Annotated in this window: 13 protein-coding genes; 6 read left to right on the top strand and 7 right to left on the bottom strand. The window is 55.1% G+C overall.

Going from position 1 to position 23,847, the window contains the following annotated elements:
* The first annotated feature begins 166 nt into the window (after window positions 1-166).
* On the top strand, window positions 167-1,162 hold the full coding sequence (locus SH287x_RS16655) for a cell division protein FtsQ/DivIB (protein WP_479515512.1): 996 nt from the start codon (window positions 167-169) through the stop codon (window positions 1,160-1,162).
* A 62-nt stretch (window positions 1,163-1,224) separates the two neighbouring features.
* Here the strand turns inward: SH287x_RS16655 and SH287x_RS16650 are convergent, their stop codons facing one another.
* Window positions 1,225-2,550 carry a nucleotide sugar dehydrogenase gene (locus SH287x_RS16650; RefSeq protein WP_479515511.1) on the bottom strand — a complete coding sequence of 442 codons (1,326 nt, stop codon included), beginning with the start codon at window positions 2,548-2,550 and terminating at the stop codon, window positions 1,225-1,227.
* A gap of 397 nt (window positions 2,551-2,947) precedes the next feature.
* On the opposite strand from SH287x_RS16650, the gene SH287x_RS16645 reads away from it, so the two are divergent.
* Window positions 2,948-5,251, top strand: coding sequence for an outer membrane protein assembly factor BamB family protein (locus SH287x_RS16645; RefSeq protein WP_479515510.1), 2,304 nt, complete (start codon window positions 2,948-2,950; stop codon window positions 5,249-5,251).
* Window positions 5,252-5,418: 167 nt separating this feature from the next.
* On the opposite strand, the gene SH287x_RS16640 is transcribed toward SH287x_RS16645, so the two are convergent.
* Both SH287x_RS16640 and SH287x_RS16635 read right to left on the bottom strand, forming a co-directional pair.
* Window positions 5,419-7,137, bottom strand: coding sequence for a protein kinase domain-containing protein (locus SH287x_RS16640; protein ID WP_479515509.1), 1,719 nt, complete (start codon window positions 7,135-7,137; stop codon window positions 5,419-5,421).
* A gap of 128 nt (window positions 7,138-7,265) precedes the next feature.
* Window positions 7,266-7,859 carry an RNA polymerase sigma factor gene (locus tag SH287x_RS16635; protein ID WP_479515508.1) on the bottom strand — a complete coding sequence of 198 codons (594 nt, stop codon included), beginning with the start codon at window positions 7,857-7,859 and terminating at the stop codon, window positions 7,266-7,268.
* A gap of 289 nt (window positions 7,860-8,148) precedes the next feature.
* Here SH287x_RS16635 and SH287x_RS16630 point away from each other — a divergent pair, with 289 nt between their 5' ends.
* From SH287x_RS16630 to SH287x_RS16615, 4 genes are all read left to right on the top strand, one after another.
* Window positions 8,149-9,528 carry a hypothetical protein gene (locus SH287x_RS16630; protein WP_479515507.1) on the top strand — a complete coding sequence of 460 codons (1,380 nt, stop codon included), beginning with the start codon at window positions 8,149-8,151 and terminating at the stop codon, window positions 9,526-9,528.
* 111 nt (window positions 9,529-9,639) lie between these two features.
* On the top strand, window positions 9,640-10,764 hold the full coding sequence (locus SH287x_RS16625; protein WP_479515506.1) for a hypothetical protein: 1,125 nt from the start codon (window positions 9,640-9,642) through the stop codon (window positions 10,762-10,764).
* 75 nt (window positions 10,765-10,839) lie between these two features.
* Entirely contained in the window at window positions 10,840-17,517 is a 6,678-nt protein-coding gene (locus SH287x_RS16620; protein WP_479515505.1) for an SUMF1/EgtB/PvdO family nonheme iron enzyme, read from the top strand.
* A gap of 203 nt (window positions 17,518-17,720) precedes the next feature.
* Complete coding sequence (locus SH287x_RS16615) at window positions 17,721-18,512, top strand: phosphoadenylyl-sulfate reductase (protein WP_479515504.1); 792 nt, start codon at window positions 17,721-17,723, stop codon at window positions 18,510-18,512.
* 51 nt (window positions 18,513-18,563) lie between these two features.
* Here SH287x_RS16615 and SH287x_RS16610 read toward each other — a convergent pair whose 3' ends face one another.
* The 4 genes from SH287x_RS16610 to SH287x_RS16595 all read right to left on the bottom strand — a co-directional run bounded on the left by SH287x_RS16610 (window position 18,564) and on the right by SH287x_RS16595 (window position 23,550).
* Window positions 18,564-19,232: an RNA polymerase sigma factor gene (locus SH287x_RS16610; protein ID WP_479515503.1), complete on the bottom strand. Its 669-nt coding sequence runs from the start codon at window positions 19,230-19,232 to the stop codon at window positions 18,564-18,566.
* 48 nt (window positions 19,233-19,280) lie between these two features.
* Window positions 19,281-20,711 (bottom strand): hypothetical protein, encoded by a 1,431-nt coding sequence (locus SH287x_RS16605; RefSeq protein WP_479515502.1) that lies wholly within the window; start codon window positions 20,709-20,711, stop codon window positions 19,281-19,283.
* A gap of 70 nt (window positions 20,712-20,781) precedes the next feature.
* Window positions 20,782-22,500 carry a serine/threonine-protein kinase gene (locus SH287x_RS16600; protein WP_479515501.1) on the bottom strand — a complete coding sequence of 573 codons (1,719 nt, stop codon included), beginning with the start codon at window positions 22,498-22,500 and terminating at the stop codon, window positions 20,782-20,784.
* A 237-nt stretch (window positions 22,501-22,737) separates the two neighbouring features.
* The gene (locus SH287x_RS16595) at window positions 22,738-23,550 is read right to left on the bottom strand and encodes a hypothetical protein (protein WP_479515500.1); all 813 of its coding nucleotides are present in this window, start codon (window positions 23,548-23,550) and stop codon (window positions 22,738-22,740) included.
* Window positions 23,551-23,847: the final 297 nt, after the last annotated feature.

Here is a 23,847-nt window from a genome sequence, read left to right as displayed (position 1 = left end):
TTTGCCGATCACCGAGCTATGGGAGATCAGTCATCGATGAGACTGTCTCCTGACATACGGGCTTCTTACGATTCTCTCTCCCACCGGCAGGGATGCTGGCATCACTTCGTTTAAGGGTCTTCTCCACTTCGTTGCGAAGCAGAGCAGGCCTCACTGAGTTCGCCAGATGACCCACCAGACGGCCCGTCAATCTTCAGCCTGGATGCGGCTATTTCGCCCACGCATTCTGGTTGTGCTTGCTGTTTCTCTTTCCACACTGGTGATGCTGCCCACCTGGCTTCGTCATGTTCCCCGGCTGGATCAACAAACGGAATACCAGCTTTCCTGGTCACAGTTGGAACTTCCACCCGGCCCGGAAGACTTACCGCAAAATCTGGCTCAGCAGTTCGAGCAGATTGCCGGTGTCAGTTCCCTCTCTTTGTTCGATCAACGGGCCGCTGAGAAAATTGCGTGGACGCTTTCTCATCATCCCTGGATTGCTCAAGTGGAAGAGGTGCGTCTCTCTTTTCCGGCGAAAGGGCTTGTCCGTGTGGAGTATCGCCGCCCGGTGGCCATGGTCGAACGGCCGCAAGGTGTTTATCCCATCGCTGCGGATGGTGTTCTGTTACCACCACAGGATTTTCGTCGCGACGCGATTGCCAGCTTCCCTCAAATACGAGGCATCACCACTCAACCCGCCGGTGCTCCTGGCACCTCCTGGGGAGACCCGATTGTAGAAAGCGCGGCTCGCCTGGCACAGCTTTTAGAAGCCGACTGGCATCAACTCGGACTGGAAGCCATTATTCCAGCCGCTTCCACCGAATTCATGACAGACACCCGCTCACTGGGTGATCTCCCCCCAGAAGAACGACGGTCAGATCAGGATGGTTTCCGTGGGCCTGTCCTGCTGACAGAAGAAAACAAGAGCAAAGAGCCAAAGCCTTCGGCCTCAGTTCCTGAGTTCATCATTCTGACTAAGACGGGATCGCAGATCGAATGGGGCAAAGCGCCGGGTGACAGTGGCCCAGGGGAACTGACTGCCGCCCAGAAGTTGGGCCGGCTTAATCGTTATGCCACGGATGTCGGGAGCTTCGGTAGCGGCTATGCCATCGATCTGCGCCACTGGCATGAAATCAGCCGTCGCCCCATGACCGCGACTAGGCCAACAACGACGCGAAGATAGCCATTGGAATTGACAACGTCGCATCCCCTCTGCGGTTCAGTCCCTTTCGGGATTCAACAGCATCACGCCTTACGGATCTTCTCTCGTCCTTCTTTGATGTTCTTTGTCGCGTTGCGAGTATCAAGAACAAACCTGGCGTGGTTGACAATAAACTGATAGTCGTAGGCCGAGTGGTCGGTGGAGATCAGCACGCAATCCTGAGCGGCCAGAAATTCAGGTGTCAGTTCCTGACTTTCCATATGCGGCAGGTTTGGATAGTGCCGCATCTTTGGCAGAACGGGAACATGCGGGTCATTATACGTGAGATCGGCTTTTCGTTCAGCGAGGATTTTCATTAACTCGAACGACGGGCTTTCTCGCGGATCGTCGACATCCTTCTTGTAGGCCGCTCCCAGAATGCAGATCTTGCTCCCTTTAATCGGCTTACCGGCATCGTTGAGGAACTCGGCCAGGCGAGTGATCACATAATTGGGCATGTGGACGTTAATCTCGCCCGCTAGTTCGATAAAGCGGGTCTGCTCACCATGTTTGCGCGCCAGCCATGTCAGGTAAAAGGGGTCAATCGGGATGCAGTGACCACCCAATCCCGGGCCAGGATAAAAGGCCTGGAAACCAAATGGCTTGGTTTTTGCGGCATCAATCACTTCCCAGACATCGATGTTCATCTTGTCGTAGAGCATTTTCAGCTCGTTGACGAGCGCAATGTTCACCGCGCGGTAGGTGTTTTCAAGGATCTTGCAGGCTTCGGCAATCTCCATGCTTGAAACGGGCACGACCTTCACGACGGCCTTGCTATACATCGCACAGGCGAGTTCGGTGCTGACGGGATCGTAGCCACCGACAACTTTGGGAATCGCTTCGGCACTGAATGTCGGGTTGCCGGGGTCTTCGCGTTCGGGGCTGAAGGCCAGAAAGAAATCCTGGCCCGCCTTCATGCCCGTCGCTTCGAGTACGGGGAGAACGTTGACGCGCGTTGTGGTGGGATGCGTTGTGCTTTCCAGCACGATCAACTGACCGGGGCGAAGGGCCTTGGCGATAGAGTGAGCCGTCCCTTCGATATAACTGAGGTCAGGATCGCGGCTCTCATTCAGGGGAGTCGGGACACAAATAATGACACAGTCGGCCTCACTCAGGCGTGCCATATCGGCAGTCGGCTCGAACTTCTTTTCGTTAATAAGGCCCGTGATGAGGCTGGCTTCGATATGCTTGATATAGCTTTGGCCAGCCTTGAGCTTGTCGACCTTTGTCTGATCGACATCAAAGCCCATGCAGCGAAATCCGGCCGATGTGAACGCGCGGATCAGCGGCAGGCCAACATAGCCCAGACCAATGACGCCGATAGTTGCCGACTTGTCGGCCAGTTTCTTTGCAAGCTGCTGTCCGGACATGGGACTCTTTCGGTTAAAACCTGAGCAAAGGTTACGATGGGAAAAACATGTGCCAACGCCACTTGTCGAGAACATAGCTTGTATTTTTCAAACAGGGCAAGACAAGTTCCGTCACTGACGAGAGTCGAATGGATTTGCTTCGACGGCGATCAGAGGCAGTCTTGATGTTTTTCGCATGACCGTCAGGCCAGACAGAAATAGTCAGCGTTTTATAAGTTTTCTATGCGAATTCTCTGTTCTGCCGTCAAACTGGGGCTATGTGGCAAGCTTGGGGCGATCAGGGGATCTGGTGAGGGGCGGTATGTTGGTGGACAGGAAGAAAGCCGCGTCGTTCCTTTGGCAACCGCAACGTCGATCATTCTTGAACAGGAAGGCTTTGTGGTCAGGCCGGAATGGCATGTGGCTGTATGGCATGTGCCTGCATTGTGTGAGTCTGGGATGGCTGTGGCTTTGCTTTTCTTCGGTCTCGTTGGCACAGATGCCGGAACAACCACTTGTCCAAGCTCGCAAACTGCGTGAAAACTGGTCGTTCGATCTTCCCACGCCGGTCATTCGTCAGTTGGATGTGGCCAAAGAACACACTTCAGCGGGCCAATGGAGCGAGGCCATCCAGTTGTTAGACACGCTCCTGGATCAATCGGCCGGGGAGTTGCTGCCACTGGATCAGGTTCCCGTTCCACTGAACACTCTGGTTCGTGAAGAGGGCATGAGCAAAGCGATTGAACCGGCCTTTCAAAGTTGGAAGAGATATCTCAGTGTCGAACTGACGATTCGCTTCTGGTTGAGCCAATGGCCCGAAGCGGGCCGACAGGTTTATCGGAATGAACTTGATGGCCGGGCCATGCGCTGGTGGCAGGAGTATGAGACGACGGGCGAACTGGCCCTGGTGGATCGTATTGTTCAGCGGGCCTGGCTGTCGTCTGTCGGTGACGAGGCGATCAATGTGCAAGCCCATCGGGCGTTTGAACGAAGAGATTACAACGTTGCTCGCAGCCTGTGGAGTTCCTTGTTGCCTTCTCGCCTTCAGAAGGGACTGGTGGTTCATCAACGGTCAATAGAGCCTGAGGGATTACCCGCTTACCCGGACAGCCAACTCGAACCGGCGGGGCTGCTGGCCCGAGTTGTTCTTTGCGATCTCTATGGTGCCGAGTGGGCAGCGTTTGAATCAGGACGTGGCCTGCTGGAGAGGGAATTTCCACAAGCACCTGGCCGATTGGGGACGCACGAAGGTCTCTGGGGGAAGCTGATTGATGATCTGATCATCGATCTCAAGCAGCAAACCCGGGTGGTCGAGGCATTGCCAGAAGCGGTGGAGTTGCCGTTGACTGGCGTGGAACCTCTTCTCAAGGATCAGACATTACCAGTCACGTGGGCCGGGAGACCGGCTCGCACAGGAGACCGGGGGCCTGCTTTTGATCTGGGGAAAGAAGTCTGGTCAGCAGTGATCCCTCAGGAAAAGCTCTCGTTTTATAAAACGCCAGACCACCCACGGCTTCTCACGGATGTGCCGCAGTCGTATCCGGTAATCTGGAAAGATCTGGTGCTGATTCCCACAGCATCCCAGATTCTCGCCTGGAATTTGAATCGTGGAAACCCGGCCTGGAAAGTCAACACGGAAGAGGGAGCCGCGATTTACCCTCCCAACGGCAGTGACTCTCTGGTGCCACCGATTTTGCCTTCCCTGGGTCATCCGGCCTATTCCCTCACTGTGGCCGAAGACCGACTCTATGCCCGCCTGGGTTGGCCCATTGCTCTCCGGGCAGCCAACGAAACCCGTGACGTTTCCAGTTCATTAATTTGCCTGGATCTTGGGGCCAATCAGGGCAAGCTCCATTGGCGCGTGGCTCCAGAAGATTTGTTTGAAGACGGCGATGGCTGGGATTTTATCGGCACACCCGTTGTGCGGGACAATGCGGTTTATGTCATCGTTGCCAGAAGCCAGGCACTCGTCGATTGGGGGCTGGTTTGTCTCGAAGAAGAGACCGGGGATCTTCGCTGGTTGAGAGAACTCGGGCATGGCATGACCAAACTGCTGCCGAATGTGAATCAACTGGGCCTTTACTTACCCACTTTGCATGATGGAAAGGTTTACCTGTCGACCGAACTGGGAAGCGTGATGTGCGTGGATGGTCAAACCGGTCGGCTGGAGTGGGGAGTCACCTTGTCGATTCGCGAGGACGGGCCACAGCGGGCTTCCTATCTGGTGATGCCCTGCGTCGCTCACGGGAATCAGATTCTGGTCTCGCCTGTTGATGGAGAAGACCTTTATGCACTCGATGCTTCGACAGGAGCCGTGCAGTGGGTCAGGCCACAACCCGAGCCATTAACGCAACTGCTGGGAACAGCCGATGGTCAATTGATCGCAGCCGGCAAATCTCTCTGGAGTTTTGATCTGGCGACAGGCGGGACACGCTGGCGGTTTCTTCAGAGTGATCCCGAGTGGACGAGCTACGGTCGCGGAGTGTTTTCCAGAAACTCGGTCTTCTGGCCAACGCGAGATGTCCTGTTCGAGATTGATCTGTCCACGGGTCAACCCACGCGATGGCATGAATGGCAATGGAGTGGAGAGCACCAGCGGGGAGGGCATCTGGCGATCACAAAGGGACGACTGGTGGTCTCACAACCCGAGCGATTGAGCGTGTATGGCGAATTCTCTGGCTTGAAACGTGAGAAAGCCTCGCCTTCACTTTCGGCCCGCTGAACCCGTTTCCGGGTTCAGGGTGGCGGCGTATGGGCGTCATTTGTCCTGAACAGTTTGGACTTTTACGCCGCCAGAACGCCACCGTTATGAGGGAAGCCAGACATAAAGTGAAAGTCGTAGAGATCTCGCACAGAATTCCTGCCATAGACAAAACCGCGACGCGGCTTTTAAGGAGCCTCGGACATCTGGCAGACGATGGCATAGAGTTGCTTCTGCATGGCAGAGGCCGACTCGAACCGCTGTTCGGGCGATTTCTCCAGCGAACGTTGAATCAGTTCGCAAAGTGCGGGGGGGACTTCCGGACAGATTTTGCTGATCGGAGCCGGTCGTTCTTCAAGAATCGCCAGGAACTTGCAGGGATGATTGTCCAGGACGATCGGTGGTTGTCCGGCAATTAACCAGTACAACGTCGCCCCGGCTGAGTAGAGATCGGAGCCGGGCTTCGCATCCCGCGAGTTAATAAACTGATCGGGGGACATGAACGCCAATGATCCAATCACATCGCCATTGCGAGTCATCTGGCTCATGCCGGCATTGGCAAAATTCTTCGCCAGGCCGAAGTCAGCCAACTTGGCAATCAGCTTGCTACCCGTCCGGCTGATCAACAGGTTTTCGGGCTTGATATCCCGATGAACCATGCCTCGTTTGTGTGCGAAGGACAGGGCACCCAGAATTTGCAACATCATGCCGCAAGCCATCCGGATTCGCTTCGCAGGACTCCATGACGCCGACAGCTCAGCCCATGGTAACGAAGGGAAGTATTCCGTACTGAGAAACAGCATTCCCTGATGCTGGCCCATCTCGATGAGACGAATAATATGGGGATGGTTCAGTTGAGCGAGGATCGAAGCTTCCCGCATAAAGATCTGAACCGACCGGCTTTCCTGATTTGCCTCTGCGGCCAGCAATTTGACCGCACAGAGTTCACCATCGGCCTTGCGGACCGCGCGATAGATGGCTCCCAGTTCTCCCTCGCCGATCATTTCATAGAGCTGGTATCCGGGAATCTGAGGGCCAGCAACCGCTTCCAGTGACGACGGGGCAGGGGCTTGCGCCGAAGGACTGGCCATTTGTCTGAGCGGCTTGGGAGCCATCTCGACAGCGGGCTTCGCGGCGGTAGGCTTGGGGACTGTGGGCTTGGGGGCAGCCATCGGAAGTGGCTTCTCTCGCGGCTTTTGGGGCGTAGCCGGTTCCGGGATATGCACGGTCAACCTGGTTCGCCCTACAGAGACCACATCCCCATCTTTCAGATCCCGCTCCGTGACTCGCACCCCATTAACGAAGGTCCCGTTGGAACTGTTCAGATCCAGCAGAAAGCAGGAGGGAGGGTTCATCTCCAGACGAAAATGATGGCGGGAGATGCGCGGATCGTCCTTGAGGCGAAGCTGGGCATGCACTGATCGGCCCACGAGCAACGTATCGTGCTCCGTGTAAGTGAATCTCAAATCGGCATCTGTTCCCGTAGAAACGAGGAGATGCACTTCCCGCCCAGGAGTTGCCGGTGTTCCGCTTCCCGCGCCAAACAGAAGCGTGGCTTCCATCTCAGCCGGCGAATCAGAAGCCCGCGGGGAAGAAGCAGGAACCGGTGAAGAAGAGGGTGTTGGCTCGCTGGTCATGGATCGGCCCTGCTGCTGGCTGGCAAGGCCAGGTCGTGCTTGAAAAGGCTGGCGAGGTCTGGAATTGAGACCGGCCTTTAGAATCAATTCCTGTTGAAGTTGTTGCAAGAGTTCCAGCAGATTTTTGCGCTCATGCTCTCGAAACAGCGAAAGATAGTCTTCGATTTGCGGACGATTCCCGGTGCGCCATTCCGCTTCAAACTGGTCACACGCGGCATCTAATCGGCGAAGTGTATCTAAATCACCTACAAACGCGGCCAGCGAGTTCATACAACCATTCCCGAACATGACCATTCAATAGCGACCCGGAATCTCAGCGGTGTGACAGAGTTGATTGAAGTCGTAAATCTCCTCTCAGAAGTAAATGCGAAATTCCGGGGGCGATCCGACAGCCATTTTTATAAATTCCACCGGGACACTTCCTGTTGCCATACCAGTTTGACCAGATTCAACTTGCGTTCAACTTTCTTTTCTGTGCAGTCCAACTGGTCGGCAATCTCACGAATGGTATAGGCCATCAATCTTAAGATCGCATAAGGACGAAGATCCTCGTCGAGCAATTCCAGCATTTCTGCACAAAGCAACTCTGGTGCATCCCCCTGTGGAGAAGCGGGTTTCCACTCGATTCCTTGGTCAACAAAATTCTGCTGGCCCCCTCGTTTCTGGGCAAATTCGCGTTCCTGAATTTTCAACGCTTTCCGGACGGTCATCATCCCCAGAAGATTCCAGAGATCTTCACGATCCATGTCGGGGCTGAGATCACCCCGGCCGGCTTTCTCCCAGAAACTGATCACGGCACTCTGCAGAGCATCCTCGGCATCTGCCATCCGTCCTGCACGATTTTTTAACGAAGAGCGTACCAGCGCCAGCAGTCGCGGGCGGAAGTGATCCACCAGTTGACCTAAAGACTCGTCGTGCCCTTCGCGCCATTGTCGGTAGAGCAGCGTGATTGAGCCTGAAGTCCCTTCGGGCGTTGATTGTGGTTGAGTCATGAATATTTGCTGAACCGTGCCGGTTATCTTTTCAAAACACTTTATTGCGCTCAGCAAGCTCTGTAAATTCGTGAAGCTATTATTCTGGATTTCTGCCGGGTTTGATCAGCGTGAAGGAAAGCGGGATTGTCCGCTGGATTTCGCTAACGACGGTGTACCCTCTCCACGGTTTGACCCGTACAAATCCCTGAAGTCAGGGGGTGAATTTTTCCCGAGGGAAGAATTCTTGTCGGGTGAGAGACCGCTTTTCGCATTTACCAATACTGACGAAGTTATAGCGGACGACCGTATGCCTATTCGATTGATGCTGGATCGCCAATTGTTCACGTTTGATGAACCCACTGTGACGATTGGGCGGGCGCAGGATAATCTCCTGAGCTTGCCCAATGACTCCCGGCTGGAACCGCATCATCTCGTCCTGCGCTCGGTACAGGATCGCTGGATCATTGAAGTCGTGGATGTTGCCGAAGTGAGAATTTCCGGCGGGCGGCCCACACGATTCGGCTGGCTCAGTCCGGGGGACACGATCCTGCTGACCGAAGCCGGGCCAGAACTTGTATTTGAGCCTGTGGGGGCTGCCGTAAAAGCGGCCCCCCTTCCCGGAATCGTGCAGGCTGCCATCGCCAGCCAGAATGTGTTGCCATCCCAACCTGTTCCCACCCTCTCATCAGATCAGCCCTCTCCCGATGAACGTTCTGCGGGAACAAAGCTGCGACTGCCTCAGGGGGTGCTGGTCGGTCTTGCCAGCGCGGTGGTGCTGGTTCCGTTATTGTGGCTCTCCGGCATGTATCTGACACGAGGGACATCAAACGCCCAGAATGAGCCACAGGTTGTGTCGCCACAGCCTGATGCGACACAGCCTGCGGGCATGTCTGCCGTCAATCCCGTCCAGCCACCACTCGTCGCGGCAACATTAACCCCTGAACCCGCCATGGCGACTGCCGCGACTGCGGCTGCCACTTTCACGCCCACGCCTGTCTCATCCACTCCCGCGCCGCTGGTCGAAACACCGCCGGTGAAATCTCAATCCCCGCTCAATCCACAGGATCTTCTGGTGCTGGTGGGCATTGGAAATCTTCGTGATGAAGCCCGGCCTCATCTGCTGGGAATGGGCTGGCTGTGGGATGCTCAGACCGTGGTCGTCAGCCGGGATCTGGGCATGGCTCTGGAGGGAGTCATTCAACTTGTCGCCAAAGAAGGTCATTCCCTTCAGGCTTGTGTGATTCAAGGGATCCCGATCCCGATCTCATCGATTGAACATCCGGCTCACGCCTCTCAAATCTCGTGGCTCCGTTTGCAGGAACCTGCGGAACTGACCGTCGCAGGCAAAGACTGCTGGCGCTCTGTTACAGCGATTGATATTGAACGCCTGCGAGGCAAAGGCAAGAAGATCACTTACGTTTCTTACCAGGCATTTCCTCGCAATGAATCGGCTCAGGGAGGACATGGTTTGTCGCTCATGGCTTATGACCCGGAATGGATTCGGATCACCTCCCTGCCGGCCAGTTTTCTCTATGAGCAACGTCGGCATATGTTCAAACCCCTGTCAGAAGAGACTCCACTGGAACGGGGGGGGATTCTGTTGGATGAAGACCAAAAAATTGTCGGCATGGTGCTCCGCGATTCCAGCGTTATCTGGGGAGACCAGCTCAATCCGTCGCTGCTTTAAGTCCTTCCTCCAGAACTCATCTGATTGAAGGACAAGACTCTCCAGAACTTGATAGTGATTCCTACAACTTCGCCGCCTGGCATGTCCTGCAAACTTTCAAGAGACTCGATTATGTCCCTCCGCGCTGCTCTCCTCTCGATGATGTTGCCTGGACTGTTTGGGTCGCAAGCCATGGCACAAGTGATCGATATCAATCGACTGTACCGCGACATTGTGGTGGTGGAGCGTGAAGAAGCCGCTGCGAAAAAGGTTCGTCTGGAATGGATCACCAATGAGCGGACCCGCATCCACACGGAACTGAAAGAGCATGAAGGCGAACTGGAAAAGCTGAAAGAAATGGTGCCCAATCCCCGACGAGAACGGGCCTTGCTGCCTATCGAAGCCAAAAAGCGGCAACTGGAAAACCGCCAGTTCAACGAGTGGGCCAGCAAGTCAGCGACACCAGAATACCGCAATGCCGTTCTCAGTGGTCGCGGCCCGAATGCGCTCCTGAAGATGCTGGGGCCAATTGCTCATTATCGGAAACAGCGGGAAGTGAAATCTTCCAGCGAATTTCCCAGCCTGAATTCCAGCGAATACATCACTTCCAGCATGGCCGGCCAATTAAACCTCAGCCCCGCCACCATGGCGGGATCTCAACTGGTCATTCGCCTCAATCAGAACCCGTTGGAAATCCAGTGGCCTGCAGTCCTCAGTCAATTGTTTCTGCCCGATTGTCAACGCGTCGATAAACTGAGGGCCGAGTACACTCGAGTCTTAAATTCTCCGACGGGTGCCGATGCAACGGCCCGCATCGCAAGCTGGAAAGACTTTGATGAAGCCCTGGAACTGGTTCAGGCCAAGGTCATCAAGAAACGGCAGGAGGCCACGAAAGACACCGCGTTGGATGGCTCCCGCCGGGTCAAAATGTATGTCGAATTGCGGGACAGTATTCGCTATCTGGAATCGATTCGCGTCGCTGCGGAGCGGTATAAAAATGTCCCTGCCGATTACAAGGTTCGATCCTTCCCCGGTGGCTCCATCGAAGACTTTCTCGCCTTTTGTTACACGCATGGGATGATGTTGAAAGAAGCGAAGCCTGGCGATGAAGAAGCCTATATGAAGCTGGGTCGCCAGATGCAGGATTATGCACGCGATGTGCAGTACGTCGAAGACTGGAAGAAGGACATCGAAGAACGCATGGACGAGTTGTCGGCTACGGATAAGGAACTGGTCTGGCGGGCCTCGGCCAAGTAATTCCCGTTTTTGTCCGGCTGAGCGGTGTTTCTTTGTGTAGTCTTATGTCTTTGACGAATTGAGGAGGACAACAACATGGCAGAGCCTCCAGCGGGTTCCGTGCCGCCCCGGCGTGCTGCGGCTGGTTCACCGGCGCAAATCTCTGATCCACCACCAGATTCCACACGACATCCCCGCGCGGGGGATACCAGCCGGGCAGGAGATGCTGTGCCGGAATCTAAAGCCAACTTCACCGAGTTTCCATTTTTTCTGGGACGTTACCGCGTCGAAAAGTTTCTCGGCAGCGGAGCCATGGGGGCGGTTTACCTCGCCGAAGACACCAAGCTCGACCGCAAAGTGGCGCTTAAGGTGCCCAAGCTGGATGGTGTTGACGCCGAAAAGTTGTTGCGGCGCATGGAGATTGAAGCCAAATCTCTCGCCAAGATCGAACATCCGCACGTTTGCCGCGTCCTCGATTTTGATCAACACGATGGCACCCACTTCATCGCCATGGAATTCATTCCCGGCGAAGAATTGCACGATATTCTGAAACGCATCGGGAAGAAGCGCAAACCCAAGGAAGCCGTCAACATCATTCTGCAACTGGCCAAAGGGCTGGAAGCAGCCCACGCCAGCGGCATCATCCACCGCGACTTAAAGCCCGGCAACGTCCGGCGGCGCGAAGATGGCCGCATGGTCATCATGGATTTTGGACTGGCCCGTCAAACTCAAGTCTCCAGCGATGCCGAGCGAACTCAAGGGGGGACGATTCTTGGTTCTGCGGCTTACATGTCCCCCGAACAGGCCAATGGTCGGGTCGATGACATTGATGAAAGCAGCGACATCTATGCTTTAGGCGTCATGCTCTTTGAACTTCTGACAGGGCAATGGCCCTTTCAGGGGAGTGCGATGCAGGTGATCGGCCAGAAAACGGTGCTCGATCCCCCCAATCCCTTGACGCTGGTGCCTGACCTTTCCCCTCAGTTGGCGAACATCTGCCTGAAGATGATCGCGAAGAATCAAGCTGATCGCTATGCGCGCTGTGCTGATGTGACGCGCGACCTGAAGTCCATTGATTGGAAAGCCAGTGTTGCCGACGTTCCCAGCATTCTGGGTGTCAACAACCTCGACTCTCGTCAGATGGCCGTTGTGAACGCGAAAGACGCCCCCGAGGCACCTGCCATGAACATGCTTCCTGCGATGAGTGGAGAGTTTCCCACACCGAATATTTCTCTGGAGGGGATCAAGGGATGGCCGGGTGGCATTTCTGTTCCTGCCGTCCCGGTTAAGAAAAAGAAAGCGGGTGGGAAGAGTCGCGGGAAACTCGACTGGAAACCGCTGACGGCTCCAGCCTTGAAGTGGTGGGCTGCGCAGCCGGTTGCGGTCAAGTGGTTGAGTCTTGCGGGTGGGCCAGCCGCCTTGCTCATGCTGATGGTTGTGTTCTTTTTTCAGACCGAGCAGGGCGTCTTGCGGATTGAAATCGATGATCCGACGCTGGCGGTCAGTTTCGATGGTCACTTCGTGACGTTCGATCAGGCTGGCAAGTCGATTAAAGTCAGCCCGACCAAGCAGCATACGTTAGAAGTCCGTCAGAACGGCATCGCGGTCGATGGGGGGACTCGGGAAATCACTTTGAAAAGCGGTGAAAACCGTTTGGTCAAGGTCTCACTGCTCAGCGGCAAGGTGGTGATTGATGATACGCCAATCGCTTCAAGCTCCTTACCCGATGGATTGAAGGATGAGCGGGTTCCCGACGTGTTTGAAGCCCTTTTCACTACCACTAAAGGTGATTTTGTTGTCGAAGTCCACCGAGACTGGGCACCTATCGGGGCCGATCGTTTCTACGCTTTGGTGAAATCGGGTTTCTATGACGAGACCCGATTCTTCCGTGTTGTGCCGGGCTTCGTGGCGCAGTTCGGTATCGCCGCCGATCCTCAGGTGCAGGTCAAGTGGAACGATGCGACGCTCGCAGACGACCCTGTCAATCAGCCTAACGAACGTGGAACTCTTACCTTTGCGACCTCTGGCCGCAATACCCGCTCGACTCAACTCTTCATCAATTGTGCCGATAACCGCCGCCTTGATAGCAAGGGGTTCAGCCCTTTTGCCCGTGTGACCAAAGGGATGGATGTCGTTGACAAGATCAATTCCGAGTATGGTGAGACCCCAGACCAAATGCTGATCAAGCAACAGGGGAATGCCTATCTCTCGAAAGAGTTCCCCAGATTGGATGGAATCCTTTCAGCAAAGATTCTTTCATCCACAACGGCCAATTCGGCAGCCTCAGCGAAACCACTGGTCTCCCCATTCTCGACAGCTCAGGCCAAAGCCACTCAGGACGCGTGGGCCAAATCACTGGGCCAGTCGGTGGTGGAGAAGAATTCCATTGGTATGGATCTGGTGCTCATCCCCCCCGGTGAGTTCACGATGGGGGCCAGCGCGGCGGAAGCCGCCTATTCCGCAGATGAAGAAAAGCCTCATCCGGTCAGGTTGACACGGGCCTTCCGCATGGCAGCGAAGGAGATCACGCAGGCGGAGTATTTACGGATCATGGGGTCAAATCCCAGCACGTTTTCCCCCGAAGGGGTGAACAAGCACAAACTTGATGGCCGTGATCCGGGAAAACTCCCTGTGGATAACGTCTCCTGGTACGACGCCATCGACTTTTGCAACACTCTGTCATGGCGGGAAAATCTGCCGCTCTATTATGTGCTGCAGAAAGTTCAGCGGGACAAAGACAACAAAATCTTCATGGCGGAAGTCTCTGTAAAGAATAGCGGGGGCTACCGATTGCCCACTGAAGCCGAGTGGGAATTTGCCTGCCGGGCTGGCACGACCACGCCGTTTCACTTTGGTGATATCAACGATGGCAAGGATGCCAACATTGATGGCAACTATCCTTATGGAACTGTGGTTACGGGAGTTTCACTGGGCAGCACGGTCGGTGTGGGGAAGTATCGGGACAATGCCTTCGGCCTTCTGGATATGCACGGGAATGTGCGGGAATGGTGCGAGGATTGGTATGACAAGAATTTCGTCTCCCGGAGTCAGGGCATTGCGATTGACCCGTTGAACGATTTGCCGGGAAGCGTGCGTATTCTTCGCGGCGGGTCATGGAACAGCAACGGCCGCAGCACCCGCGCGGCCCATCGCCTGCGGGACGCCCCCGCCAGCACCAACAACTTCAGCGGTTTCCGCGTGGTGAAGACCGTGAATGAGCCGCCGAAACCCGCAGTTGTCGGGAGTGTTTCGGTGTCGACACCTATTACAACCGCCACTCCCATGAAGTCCCCGTTCTCGGCAGAGCAGGCGAAAACGGGTCAGGAGACTTGGGCCAAGTCGCTGGGAAAAACGGTGATCGAAAAGAACTCCATCGGCATGGATCTGGTGCTCATTCCACCGGGAGAATTCCAGATGGGATCGCCCTTCTCGGAACGGAATCGCGACAGCAATGAAACACCTCATCAAGTACGCCTGACACGGCCATATCGCTTGGGGGCCACTGAAGTCACGGTCGGTCAATTCCGTCAATTTGTCGAAGCTACCGGCTATCAAACCGAAGCCGAACGGGACGGCAAAGGCTCGGGTTGGAATGAATCGACAAAAAGCTTCGACGATAACAAAAAGGGATACTCATGGAAGTCGACAGGGTTTTCGCAAAATGACAATCATCCGGTCGTGAATGTCACTTGGAACGACACTCAAGCGTTTGTGGCCTGGCTCAGTCAGAAAGAAGGTCGGGCTTACCGTCTTCCAACTCAAGCCGAGTGGGAGTATGCCTGCCGTGCAGGAACAACGACCGCTTGGTGGCATGGAAATGACCCGAATGGTCTCGTGCAGAGCGGCAATATTGCTGATGCTTTTGGACACGCTCGTTGGGGGGGGAAGTTTCCCAAGTATGATTATCTTAAAGTCAGTGATGGAGATGTTTTTACAGCCATCGTTGGCAATCACGGTCGGACAAATGCCTTTGCTCTGTCAGACATGCACGGAAATGTCAGTGAATGGTGCGCTGACTGGTTTGATAAAGATTTTTATTCCAAGGCCACAGGTATAGAGATTGACCCATTCAACCTGACGTCCTCGGGAACTCGCGTGGTCTGCGGTTCTAGTTGGATGCATGAAGTCAAGCACAGCCGTTCTGCACTTCGCCGCGGATTAAAGCCTGATTACCGTAGCGACTTTAACGGCTTTCGTGTTGCCATGAGTGAGGACGCAACATCGTTGATGGCCTCTGCTAGCGGCAGTTCCTCGACAGTTTCTCTTTCAACGACAACGTCCACACCTCCTGCTGTCATGCCGCAAAAAACTGACGTTCCCGTGTCCGTTTCCAATGGCTCGCGCGCTGGTGAAGTGCGTGAGTTCACCGATCGGAAGATCAAATTCTGCTGGTGCCCGCCCGGGAATTTTCTGATGGGTAGCCCGGAATCGGACAATGAGGCGGCTCAGGATGAAAAGCCGCAGGTTTCCGTAACACTCACCCACGGATTCTGGATGGCGCAGACAGAAGCCACACATGATCAGTGGCAGCACGTCATCGGCACAAATCCCTGGATTGGCCAACACCATTACAAGGTCGGCCCCGACTATCCGGCGACATTTATCAGTCAGGAAGACGCGACCGTGTATTGCCAGAAACTGACCGATCAGGAACGCCGCGCGGGACGCCTGCCGGAAGGCTGTGTCTATCGATTGCCCACGGAAGCCGAGTGGGAATACGCCTGTAGAGCCGGAACCACGACCAGATACAGTTTTGGAAATGATAGCAGCCAATTGAAAGACTACGGCTGGATTCGCTCCAACGCCTTTGACATTATTAGCGAAAGGTATGCTCACCGGGTGGGACTGAAGAAACCCAATCCTTGGGGACTATATGACATTTATGGCAATGTGTGGGAATGGTGTGTTGACGGTTACACGGAGCGATTGCCGGGAGGCATTAACCCCAGAATCCCCGGTTCCAATTTGAGTGTGCTTCGTGGTGCGGGATACTTTAATGTTGCAGGTTCAGCCACTCGCAATCGGCATGCCGCTGGCGATGGCCGCTTCCGCGATGGCATTGGCTTTCGTGTCGTGCTGGCTTCGACCAGCGGTACCTCGTCTCTCCCTGCCTCTGGAGCGGCGACATCATTGCCTGCGCCGCCGAACGGAAGCGTATCCCAATCCTCATTTCCGGTTGGGATCGTCAATGGCGATTTCTCACAAGGGTGGGATGGATGGACAAGAGAAGAGGGCGCGATCCTAGGGTTTCGCTTGTTTACTCCCCCGGGCAAGAACGAAACGGCCATGACCACCTACGGTGCGATGGCCGGAGATAGTGTCACCGGTCGGATGTACCAGCAATTCGTTGTCCCCTCAAACGCACAAACTCTTGAGTTTGTGACCCATGGTTCCAGTCGCGCCGAGGTTTATACGGCACTTCGTACCGGTGATACCAGAATTCACAAAGCGAACGGCCCGAATAAACAGCAAGGCGTAAGTGTGCAATGGGACATCAGCAAGCTTCGTGGGCAACTTGTCACATTGGAAGTTGTGGATACTTCAAAACAGAATTATGGGTATGTCGGTGTTAGTGGGTTTCGCATTATAAATGCAGCCCTCTCGGATCAGAACACCGCTCAGCCATCGGTCTCTGAAGCATCTCCACCGATTGTTCCTGCGTCGCCAGTTCCAGTAAGTCCAGCCCAGTTCGTTTCCATTTTCAACGGCCGCGACTTCACCGGATGGCAAGGTGCGACCAATGAATTTGAAATCCAGAATGGCGTTCTGAGGTGCAAGGGAACCGGAATGGGGACGCTCTATACCACCAAAAGCTATGACGATTTTATCGTGCGTCTGGAATACCGCCTGATGCCCGGCGCCAACAATGGGTTGGCCATCCGGTTCCCCGGAGGAACGGAAACTCCCTCCCATGTGGGCATGGGCGAAATTCAAATCTTCGATGACGTCAACGGAGTTCCTGCGGATCGCAGCAAATCCACCTGGGATCCCCGTCAAGCCCATGGCTCCGTCTATGGAATGACCGCGGCAAACGCCCCGATTGTCGCGCGGGCCATTGGGCTGTGGAATCAAATGGAAGCGCGCGTTGAAGGTTCCCGGATTATCGTCAAGGTCAATGGCCGGCAGGTCACCAACCACAACGCCTCCCAAGTCACGAGCTTTATGGGAACGACGGAATACGTGGGCCGAAATCGCACCTCGGGCTTCTTCGGCTTCTGCGGCAACAAAGGCGTGGTGGAATTCCGCGATATCGAAATTCAGGAGCTGGGGCAGAAATTGTCTCAATCCTCCAGCGCAACGCCAGTTTCGTCAGCAACCCCATCCCCAGCGACAACGACATCCCCAGCCACGGCCACAAGTCCTGCTCCCCAAAAGATCACTCCGCCCGACGATGCTGTTGAGTTTCGTGGGAAGTCGTACAAAGTGTTCAGCGCGGTGCTCGCGTGGCAGGAAGCCAAAAAGCGGTGTGAGACGCTCGGCGGACATCTGGCAGTGATCAACAATGCCCAGGAAAACCAGTTCATTGTCGATCTGATGCAAAAATCGAATGTAGCTGAAGCCTGGTTGGGCGCAAGCGATGAAACAAAGGAAGGAGATTGGGTCTGGGTGACGGGGCAAAAAATGAACTACCGTCACTGGGGGAAACTGCAGCCTAACAACAAAGGAACCGGCGAGGATTATCTCATCATTCTGTTGTCCCAACAGGGGCAGTGGTCAGATCAACCCAACTTCTCGGCTCAGCACAAACCCGGTTTCATTTGCCAATGGGATTGAGCCTGAGGCGTCGTTGCCCGCCTTCGAGTGAACAAAAGTAGGGCAGGCTCCCGCCTGCCGTCCTTAACTGGAATGGCTGTGGCTGGAATGGCAGGCGGGGGCCTGCCCTACTGTGGCTCGCATTGCCCGATATTCGATGGGTCTGCTAGACTTTGAAAGAGTCACGACCTCAACCCGCCGAATCTCAACTGAAACTACATGGCATGGCGAAGCTTTCTCAGGCAGATCTGAACGAACTGAACCGCACTTTCGAGGAGCGTTCTCCTACCGAACTGCTGCATTGGGCCACCGAAATGTTCGGCCCCAGGGCCGCCGCCATCTCGGCCATGCAGATGGCGGGCAGCGTGCTTTGCCATATGATCAGCACCCAGAAACTTGATTTATCCGTGCTGTTCGTCGATACCGGCGTCAATTTTCAGGAAACACTCGAGACACGGGACCGCATTGCCAGCGAATACGGCGTGGATGTCCGCACGTTGAAGCCCGCTCTCTCGATGGATGAGCAAACAAAGCAGTTGGGCGTCCTCTATCTGACTCCCGATGGCCAGGAACGCTGCTGCCACCTGCGGAAATCTGTCCCACTCGCCAAAACCAAGGGGCAGTACGACTGCCTGATCAGCAGTCTTCGCCGGGCCGAAGGGGGAAAACGGGACAATGTTCCCATTCTCTCCGTTGACCCGCCCATGAATTCATTACGGCTCAATCCTCTGGCGAATCTCAAGGATGATGAGATGGATGCGTACATTGCCACGCATCAGGTCATCATTAATCCTCTGCATTATCAGGGATATTCGACGATCGGGTGCAATCGCTGCACAACCCCCGTGTTGCCGAACGAACCCAAGCGGGCCGGTCGCTGGCGGCATCTGGGGCCATGGGCCATGTATTGCGGCTTAAACGCCACTGACGTTGAGGGCGGTATCTCTCCATCGATTGAACTGGGCCAGGAAGTGGTTGACCGCATTCTGGGCCGCTCGACAGACTTTGCCATCTGAGCCAACGCTCTCTGAAACTGAGATGGCCCGCCATCGAACGAGGAACGGGGTCTAAACGACGGGCGGGAGGATCGCCTCGGAAAGCCCTGCTTTGGCCAGGCGGGTTCTCAGTTGCTGAAGGATGTGGGATTTGTGGTTGGCGACTGTCTGCTCACTGATGCCCAGCATCCGGGCCACGCGCTGGTTGGGATACCCCAGCGCAAACAGCAGTTCGCAGCATTTCAGACGTTCAAATTCACCCCGGCTCTGCCAGCGATTAACCAGTTCTGAAAGGCTGGTCGCCAGGCAGGTTTCAATCTGAGCCACCGTTTCCCGGCCACGATGCAGGCTGGAGGCTTTGTGCTGCTTCTTGTCAACATGCTGGAAGCTGCTGTCGTCCAGTCCTTCGGGTGAGTTGTTCGTCAATGAATACATGCGCCGACGACCGGCTTTTCGCAATGTGTCGATCAGCAGATGAGCCGCAATCTGGTTCAGGAAAGGTTCGAGCGGTCGGGTATCATCGAAATGAGGCAACGATCTGACGAAGGCGAGGAAAACGTCCTGGACAAGATCTTCGGCTGTCGCCGCATCTCCCAGACGAGACTTCATCCAGGCAAAAAGTCGCGGTTCATGCTGTGCGACCAGTTCCCGCCAGGCATCGGCATCCTGTCGGCGGATGCGGGCCATGAGCCAGGTCTCTGCCGAAAGACCTGCGGGGATATCAGGCAACGGAGTGTTCATGACTATCCATACAGGACATGGCGAGCGAAAAAAGCTTGATGACAAGAGTCATCGTGATGGGTCTGCTGCGTGACTGCTGCGTTGGCGACTATACAGCATTATCCCCCAGGCAAGCAAAGCGAGGAATCCTGCCGCTCCGATCACAAGCTTGATACGGCTTTGAGAAAGCAATGTTTCCTGCTGGAGATGCAGCTGCTGAACGACCTGAGACAGATGCAGGTTCTCTGTCGAAATCAACAGATGGACTGCGTACATCCGCCCCGTCACCGTGCCGAATTGGTGCTCGGTTTCTTCCACGACCTGCTGTGTAATGGCGCGGGTGGCGTCAGAGGTGATATCAATCGAGTGAGCCGGTGCAGGGGGAAGGCCCGGATACCGGCGGCAGACTTCTTCCACCAGCCATTGTCTCAATTGCTGATGGGCACTGTTTTCGGCATCAGCCAACGTGGCATAACGACCACTCATCAGATGGGCGTGACCGGCAGGAACTTTGCCAGGATCAATCACCCAGTCAGGAAGCGGGTTGATTCGTGTAAAAGTGGGGCTGGTGAGGGGCATCTCTTCCGGTATGGCAAGCAGTGGCTTGGCCGGTTCATTCATGGGCTGCAACGCATCAGCCGGGGTATTCTCGTGAGAGAGTTTGGCTGGCATGACTGACGAATAAAGATCGGTGGACTTGGCCGTTACGATAGAGGCAATCGTTGTCGTTTTATATGGCTCGGGGTTTACTGTTTGCCCCCGGGCAGCCGGTTCCCAGCGGGGAACATCTTTCAGCCATGAAACAGGGCTGGCTTGTTGCCGATGGCTGGTGCTTCCGGTTCCCCAACTTGTGGAGGAAGTGACGACTGACTGGGTGGATACTGTCGTGAACGCGGATCCGATGAAAATCAGCGGGAGAGCCGTGAGAGTGGCGATTGATGCCAGGACAAGCCACCGGTGACCTGACGATGTGGTGGGCGCGGAGGAAGGGGGAAAGGTCGCAGCAGTTGGCGAGACCTTCACAGGCCGAGCTGTTGCCTCACGAGAAGAAGGCTTTGTGCGAACCATGTCAAAAACGACTTTGGCAATGATCCCCCCAGCAAAACAAACGCCCCACATGGTGAGCATCCCCATTGTGAGTGGGCTGAGGCCCATCCGGGGATGCATGGGGTATGACGGTGCGCGGAAACCTACAAATGATATGGCCAGCAACAGAAACAACGAGAAAGTCGCTGCAATCATGATAGGCCCGACTGCCGTCAGATTCTTCTGCGGGCGAGGTGAAAGACCCGGCTCCCGCCTTTCAACTTCTGGAGTAACACTTTCTGGAGTAAAATAGTGCGGCAGTGACTCTTTCTGCCAATCGTCCGATTTGTGGCTGGGCGAACTGACCAGACGGCCCAGAGCAAAGAAAATAGCCACGAGAATCCCGCCCACCACGAGGGACGCAAAGAGAATCATCGCACCGAAGGCGGCAACAAAAAACAGGCCTGTGGACATGATCCCGATTCCTTCGAAACGGATTTCAAATGCTAGAGTCACTCACACGTGGAAAACTTTGGCAGCGAGATCAAGGGAGGGACTCAAGTGATTTCTTCAAATGGTGCGGCCTCTGGCGCAGGGTGGGTGACGACAGTTGCAACACACAGGAAATCCACCCCGCCATCAGGCATCCCCAAACCGGCGGGAACCAGAAAACGATGCACAACAACCAGCCAAACATCGCCGCATAGAACGTGGCGAAAATTGAAAAACTGCGTTTTCTCGCCAATTGGCTGCTTTGTGCCCAGTTTCCAAAGGCAAACAGCCCGGCGAAATAAATGATCCATGCCATGAGGACAGGGCTGCCACCAAAACCAATCAAAGGGCGGCCCAGTTGCATGACCATGGCGCGGTGGCTGCTGGCCGAGATGGCGTTTTCCGCCAGCAAGAAACTGGCCAGCAGATAGCCGCAGCTTCCGACTAATGCCCCGGCCAACGCCATGGTGCGGAAACCTAATGTCGACGGCCCACTGGTCGTCTGACGCGACCACCAGAACAGCGTCTGTAAAACAATGACGGCTATCGCAGATTGAGTGGCCAGCAAAGCCAGTCCTGACACAGTCTTCCAGGGAAGACGGTCGACAAAGAATGGCAGCCCCAGATTCAATGCCACCGCTAAACCGAACGAAAGGACAATGGCGAGCGCCACCGATTGCGACCATCCTCCCAGCAAGCCACCGGGGATGGTGTCCACCAGACGGGGTTTATTGCCAGAAGCTGCTTTGATCAATGGAGCGGTTGCCGCTGTTTTGACTGCGGGAACGGGTGCAACAGTTGCGAAAGTCGCAGCAGCAGCAGGAATTGACGGGGGTAAGAAATCCCTTAGGGGGATTGATGGGCTGCCTGTTTTCATTGTAGGGATGGTCTGACCTGACATGTGACCTGGCATCTGATGAAAGGAAGCCTGGCCATTGATGGTATGGTCAAAAGATGCGGAAACCATAGATCCGCGCGTTTCAATACCTATTGCCGCCACGACGGCTTGGCGAAAGTCCTGAAGTGTCGCAAATCGGTCGGCGGGATCTTTCGCTAAAGCTTTCGCAAGGACAGGTCTCATGGCAACCGGCAAGCCACTGACATCGGGGAGGTGGGTCAAGTGGCGCATCAGCACTTCGCCCGTCGTTTCGCCGGCAAAGGGAACACGGCCTGTCAACATCTCGAACAGGATGATCGCGAGGCTATAGAGGTCAACATGCGGGCCATACCGACCATGAGAGACTTCGGGGGCCATATAATGAACCGTTCCGATGGTCTGTGTGTGCAGACCATCGGCGCGATCAACGAGTTTCGACAACCCGACATCGCCAATTTTGACGATGCCATGAGTGCGGTAGATATTCGCCGGCTTCAGGTCGCGATGAATGAGGCCACGCGAATGGAGATATTCCAGCCCTTCAATAAGACCCACAAACCAGTCAACCACTTCTTCGGAAGGTAAGCCGCGGGGATGAGTGGAAATGACATCGTCCAGCGTGATGCCGTCGATGTACTCCATGACGATCCAGGGGTTGGCGTCAGTGTCGTGGAGAATGTCGAAGATCGTGACCAGATGAGGGTGACTCAGATTCAGGCACTGACGAACACCCCGCAGTTCAGTCTCTGTTCCCTGATGCAGCAGTTTCAGGGCCACACGTTTGCCGCCGGTGGAAACGCCTTCGTAGACCTCGCCAAATCCTCCGCGCTGGATGCCGCGAATGATCACGAATCCGGGAAGAGGCTGACTTTGAGGAGCGTACTGAAATCGCATGAACGCCCTCTCTGAAATTCGAAAGTGACAGGGTGACGGGAGTCTGTTAAAGGTGCCGTTTTGTAGCGGAATCAAGCATGAATCATCGAGAATCATTGCCCGGAATGCCAGTCGCTGTATGACATTGGCAGATCACCGGCTGATGTGTGATTCATTCTTGTCAAAGAAGCTCTGCTGGAATGATATCCACCCGCAAGTGCTGCGGGTGGATATTGCGGGTGGATTTTCAGTCGCTGATTATTCGACCTGAGCGACGCCGGAAGGTGTCTTCGATGGCACCTGGAAGTAGGCGTCAATCTGGCGGGTCAGATCATCGTTTGTCAGGGGAATGGCGACTTCTTCCACAGGGATCAAGCCCGAGATCTGGCCCGACTGATCGATCAGCTTTTCCTTGACGTCCAGTTGACGATTCAAGCCAGCAATGAGTTCGCGGGCACGGCTCAGGTTGGAGTCATCGATTGTGACCGAAGTGGCGGCTTCAGCAGCACGAACCGTCTCGACACGGGCGGTCAGTTGCTCTAGTTGCACTTCCAGATCCTGCTTGGCTTTGAGCATTGTGGCCAGTTTTTCCTGATTGGCGACGAGAGTTTGCTCGCGAGCCAGCAGGATTTTCTGATCGGCCGCCAGCGATTGCTCGGAAGCCTTGAATCGCTCAAAGCGAATCGACAGATCGCGCTGCACATCGTTCGCTGTATAAGTATGGCCCGCGTAACGGAATGTCCCCTGGCCAGCGGCCAGACTGGATTTTTGCGTCAGAATCGTCTGCTTCTGATGCCCCAGACGGTCGCTTCGCGAGGCGATTTGCTGCTTGAGATGTTCGGTATCCACCTGCTGTTCAGCAATGACTTGCATGCACTGGCGAATATCGGGAATCAGTTTTTCCACGAGTTGTCGGGCACGGGCAATTTCAAATTCGACGGGAACTTCGGCTTTGACCGCACTCCGGAAGTTGGAGGCCCCTGTCCGTAGATAGCTGGGCAGATCAGCCCCGAAGACCATGGCGCCCAGACCCAACGCCCCCACGCCGGCAATAACGAGTTTCTTCAGCATGTTTTTCCCCCCCGCACGGGTGATCAACCGAATTTACGGCAAATTTTGAATCACGAAATTTGTGGCCAAACAGAGCCATTAGCCGTAATTCGCTGAGCCGGGGGAAATCTTTGAAAAAAACTGCCGGGTTTTGAAAAGGTTTTCCCTGCACTTTTTTATGGAGGATGCGGCATCTCCCCGTGTTTTCAAAAAACCACGCCCCTCTGTGGTGGTCTTGAGACGGAGAATCGCGACAAACCGGATTATTCGGACAAGAAACACCTGAAACTGAAAATTGTGAGCTCGTTTTTTGACTTT

The organism is Planctopirus sp. SH287 (genome assembly GCF_056500625.1).
This window is presented reverse-complemented; position numbering and strand designations above follow the sequence as displayed.

Bases quoted from the DNA above. Each gene is read 5' to 3' on its own strand.
- SH287x_RS16655 (WP_479515512.1), top strand. From the start codon at position 167: ATGACCCACCAGACGGCCCGTCAATCTTCAGCCTGGATGCGGCTATTT.
- SH287x_RS16650 (WP_479515511.1), bottom strand. From the start codon at position 2,550: ATGTCCGGACAGCAGCTTGCAAAGAAACTGGCCGACAAGTCGGCAACT.
- SH287x_RS16645 (WP_479515510.1), top strand. From the start codon at position 2,948: ATGTGGCTGTATGGCATGTGCCTGCATTGTGTGAGTCTGGGATGGCTG.
- SH287x_RS16640 (WP_479515509.1), bottom strand. From the start codon at position 7,137: ATGAACTCGCTGGCCGCGTTTGTAGGTGATTTAGATACACTTCGCCGA.
- SH287x_RS16635 (WP_479515508.1), bottom strand. From the start codon at position 7,859: ATGACTCAACCACAATCAACGCCCGAAGGGACTTCAGGCTCAATCACG.
- SH287x_RS16630 (WP_479515507.1), top strand. From the start codon at position 8,149: ATGCCTATTCGATTGATGCTGGATCGCCAATTGTTCACGTTTGATGAA.
- SH287x_RS16625 (WP_479515506.1), top strand. From the start codon at position 9,640: ATGTCCCTCCGCGCTGCTCTCCTCTCGATGATGTTGCCTGGACTGTTT.
- SH287x_RS16620 (WP_479515505.1), top strand. From the start codon at position 10,840: ATGGCAGAGCCTCCAGCGGGTTCCGTGCCGCCCCGGCGTGCTGCGGCT.
- SH287x_RS16615 (WP_479515504.1), top strand. From the start codon at position 17,721: ATGGCGAAGCTTTCTCAGGCAGATCTGAACGAACTGAACCGCACTTTC.
- SH287x_RS16610 (WP_479515503.1), bottom strand. From the start codon at position 19,232: ATGAACACTCCGTTGCCTGATATCCCCGCAGGTCTTTCGGCAGAGACC.
- SH287x_RS16605 (WP_479515502.1), bottom strand. From the start codon at position 20,711: ATGTCCACAGGCCTGTTTTTTGTTGCCGCCTTCGGTGCGATGATTCTC.
- SH287x_RS16600 (WP_479515501.1), bottom strand. From the start codon at position 22,500: ATGCGATTTCAGTACGCTCCTCAAAGTCAGCCTCTTCCCGGATTCGTG.
- SH287x_RS16595 (WP_479515500.1), bottom strand. From the start codon at position 23,550: ATGCTGAAGAAACTCGTTATTGCCGGCGTGGGGGCGTTGGGTCTGGGC.